Origin of the sequence: Nostoc sp. NMS4 (genome assembly GCF_017115095.1) — a bacterium.
Taxonomy (GTDB): domain Bacteria; phylum Cyanobacteriota; class Cyanobacteriia; order Cyanobacteriales; family Nostocaceae; genus Nostoc.
The window spans coordinates 1-3,703 of record NZ_JABXKI010000358.1; the positions used below are offsets into that span (position 1 = coordinate 1).

Here is a 3,703-nt window from a genome sequence, read left to right on the forward strand (position 1 = left end):
CTTTTTTTGTTAGGATTACTGATTGGTTTATTTATCCTAGCATTGCTACTTTTTGATATTTTTAGAGATGGATTAGGCAGGTTTTTAACACCTGGTTTTCTCACAGAAACTCCTTCTCGTTTTCCTGACCAAGGTGGTATTCGTCCGGCAATTATCAGCAGTATTCTATTAGTAATTATTGTGATTGTCGTCACAGTACCTATTGGTGTCGGAGCCGCTTTATATCTAGAAGAGTATGCACCTCAAGCTTGGTGGACAGCGATTATTGAGATTAATATTAGTAATCTGGCGGGTGTACCTTCTATCGTCTATGGATTGCTGGGTTTAGGAGTTTTCAATTATTTGCTTGGGTTTGGCCCCGCTTTAATTTCTGGTGCATTGACTTTATCTTTGTTGTCTTTACCAGTGATTATTGTGACAGCTAGAGAGGCAATTCGCGCTGTCCCAAATTCCTTAAGAAATGCTTCTTATGGCTTAGGTGTCACGAAATGGCGAACTATCAGCAGTCACGTTTTACCTTATGCTATTCCCGGTATTTTGACAGGGGTGATTATCTCTGTATCCCGTGCAATTGGTGATGCCGCCTCTCTAATTGTTGTCGGTGCTGTGGGTTTTCTCACCTTTGACCCTGGTTTGTTCCAGAGATTTATGGCATTACCGATTCAAATTTACAGTTACATCACTCGTCCTGAACCGGGTTTTGCTGATGCCGCAGCCGCGACAATTATTGCGTTGTTGCTGTTGATTTTACTTTTAAATGGTGTAGCAATTTATATTCGGCAACGTTTCTCAATACATTAGGGAATTACAGCAGAATTCAGGAGTAAAACAGGCTTTATATTTGGGTAACAGACTTACCTCGTGTACCTCATCAATTTGAAATTTGCTGTAAATATCTAATTTGATACATTCACAGATATTAGGAGAACAACAAATGACTTATAGCAATAGTAAAAATCAATCAGATAGTGCCACAATCGAACAAGATAATGGCGTTTTTAACGTTGAAGGTGTGAAGGTTTATTATGGGGGAATTTTGGCACTTTTAGATGTCTATATGAAGATTCCTGATAAACAAATTATTGCTTTTATTGGGCCTTCAGGATGTGGGAAAAGTACCTTACTGCGTTGCTTCAACCGGATGAATGATTTAATTCCTGGTGCTAAGGTTGAGGGTAGACTGAATTACCGCGATCGCAATATTTACGATCCTAAGATAAATTCTGTCAAATTGCGCCGCCAAGTGGGAATGGTTTTTCAAAGACCGAATCCTTTCCCCAAGTCAATCTACGAAAATATTTCCTTTGGCCCGCGTGCTAACGGTTATAAAGGTAACATTGATGAATTGGTAGAAGATTCTCTCAGACGCGCTGCTATTTGGGATGAAGTCAAAGATAAACTCAAAGAGAAGGGAACTGCATTATCTGGCGGACAACAGCAACGACTTTGTATTGCTCGTGCGATCGCTATGAAGCCAGATGTATTATTAATGGATGAACCATGTTCTGCTCTCGACCCAATTTCTAGCCGCCAAGTCGAAGAACTCTGCTTGGAACTCAAGGAGCAATACACCATCATTATGGTGACACACAATATGCAGCAAGCTTCTAGAGTCGCTGATTTCACAGCTTTTTTCAATACAGAAATTGACGAGCATGGCAAACGTCGCGGGAAATTAGTTGAGTTTAATCCTACAGCTAAAATGTTCAGTTCTCCTCAAACTAAAGAAGCTGAAGATTATATCAGTGGACGCTTCGGTTAAAGAAACATCACAGAGGAAGGGGAAAGGTAAAAGCCAAGTTCAGTTGTAAGCGACTATTATCAAAACCTTTCCCTTTCATCTAAATCTAATCAACTCAATGTCCCCTTAAAAAATCCTTTTGTATACTGGAATTTATACCTGGAAACAAATCACCCAACTTTTACAGTCTGATAATTCTTTCAATTTATGTATGAGTTTTACCTAACTTTGATTACAAAATATTCTGCAATTCTTCAATTGTATTTGCCACAACAATGCTACGTAAAATTTCTTTCAAACGCTCTAAATCAGAAATTTGATCTATTTGCGATATTAATTCTAAACCATCGCTGCCAAATTTCACCTCTAAACTCATTTCAATGTTAGATAAAATTTCCTCTCGCCGTCCGCGTTCTTCACCCATACGCAGTCCGCGTTCTTCACCGATGCGTATACCACGCTGTTCAATTTCTTGATACCAAGGCGACTCACGTAACACAGCCATATCCCACCTCATAATCTCCTGAACTAACGTACTCTCTAGCACAAATGCAGCAAAAAAGGCCAGTACCGTCTCCAGTTGATTTAACTGTTCATCAGCACGCAAAATTCGTAGTGCTTCTCGGTTGAGTCGATGGGGGATATTATTTCCCCGCACCTCTCAGTTAAATCTGGGCGTGCGATTTTCACCGCACCCAGCTTCCGATGTTCTCAGCTTGCGCTTTTGCTCATGTGTTTGTAATCGTGGCAACTCTCATGAATTGCTTCCAGATTATTTTTCTTCCAATTGGCGTGATTTCCATCGATGTGATGCAGGTGAACCCGTTCCTCATCAATGAACTTTAAGCCGCAGGATGCACATTTATGGTTTTGCTTTTTAAGAGCAATAGAAGTTTCGCCGTCGTAGAGTTTACTGTTACGTTCGCTCCAGTAGGCTGTATCTCCGTCATAGGGGGATTTTATTCCTTGAACCATGACGTGTTTATTTTCGGAGTAAGGAACTGCTGGGAATGCCTTTTTAACTAACTCCTCGCTTGTGTGGCGTGTTTGCTTGGTTTCCTTGTTGAATACCGTATATGCTCTGTGACTTATGAACCAAAGTGAGAACCTTGAGCCGTCCATCTTGCAGAACTTATGGTAATTTCTCCAACCTCTAACTACCGGAGCTAATTTCTCTGCCTTTGTAGTAGCACCATAATTCGAGTTGTTGACGATGTATTTTACTTTCTTACGGAACGCTTTAAAGTTGTCCACTGATGGAGTACTTTTGAGCTTTCCGTTTTTCTGGACTTTGAAGTGCCAGCCGAGGAAATCAAACCCATCTGTCGCGGCGGTAACTTTGGTTTTCTTTTGGCTTACATTCATTCCGCGTTTGCGGAGGAACTCGCTGATTCTTTCAAGTATCTCTGTCGCATCATCTTCGGGTCGGAGTATAATAACCATGTCATCCGCGTATCGGATTGATGGCTCGACGATTCTATTTTCTGGGGTGTTGTTTGTGATCCTTTTACCGAATTTGTATTCGGCGTGGTATCTGTGTATACTCTCAATCCCGTTGAGTGCAATATTTGCTAGTAAAGGGCTAACTACTCCCCCTTGGGGCGTACCCTGTTCGGGGAATTCTGGGTTAACTCCCGCCTTGAGGCATCGGAAAATACCGAGTTTTAAGCCTTTAGGGGCGATGAGTTCGTCCATTATTGCTGAGTGATTTATCCTGTCGAAGCACTTTTCGATGTCGAGTTCTATAACTCGTTTCTCTATTCCGTTGCATCTAGAGTTTAGGTTGTCAAAAATGTACTTTTGTGCATCGTGGGCAGAGCGCCCAGTTCTAAACCCGTAACTTCTGGCGTGGAAAGTTGCTTCGTGGGCGGCTTCCAGGGCATATTTTGCTAGGCATTGCCAAGCTCTATCCGCGATGGTTGGTATTTTAAGCATTCTGGTAGTCCCGTCCTTTTTAGGGAT

General features: G+C 41.6%; 3 protein-coding genes and 1 pseudogene. 2 read left to right on the forward strand and 2 right to left on the reverse strand.

Features of this window, described 5'->3' with window-relative positions; all coding sequences use genetic code 11:
- The coding region (pstA, locus tag HWQ37_RS31010; RefSeq protein WP_292754482.1) for a phosphate ABC transporter permease PstA at positions 1 to 801 on the forward strand (801 nt) is incomplete at its 5' end.
- 133 nt (positions 802 to 934) lie between these two features.
- Positions 935 to 1,762: a phosphate ABC transporter ATP-binding protein PstB gene (gene pstB / locus HWQ37_RS31015; protein ID WP_292754485.1), complete on the forward strand. Its 828-nt coding sequence runs from the start codon at positions 935 to 937 to the stop codon at positions 1,760 to 1,762.
- Positions 1,763 to 1,973: 211 nt separating this feature from the next.
- Here pstB and HWQ37_RS31020 read toward each other — a convergent pair.
- A pseudogene (locus tag HWQ37_RS31020) lies at positions 1,974 to 2,366 on the reverse strand (RpnC/YadD family protein); the annotation flags it as partial.
- An 86-nt stretch (positions 2,367 to 2,452) separates the two neighbouring features.
- Positions 2,453 to 3,703, reverse strand: a 1,251-nt coding sequence (locus HWQ37_RS31025; RefSeq protein ID WP_292754488.1) for a group II intron reverse transcriptase, incomplete at its 5' end; no start/stop codon positions are given.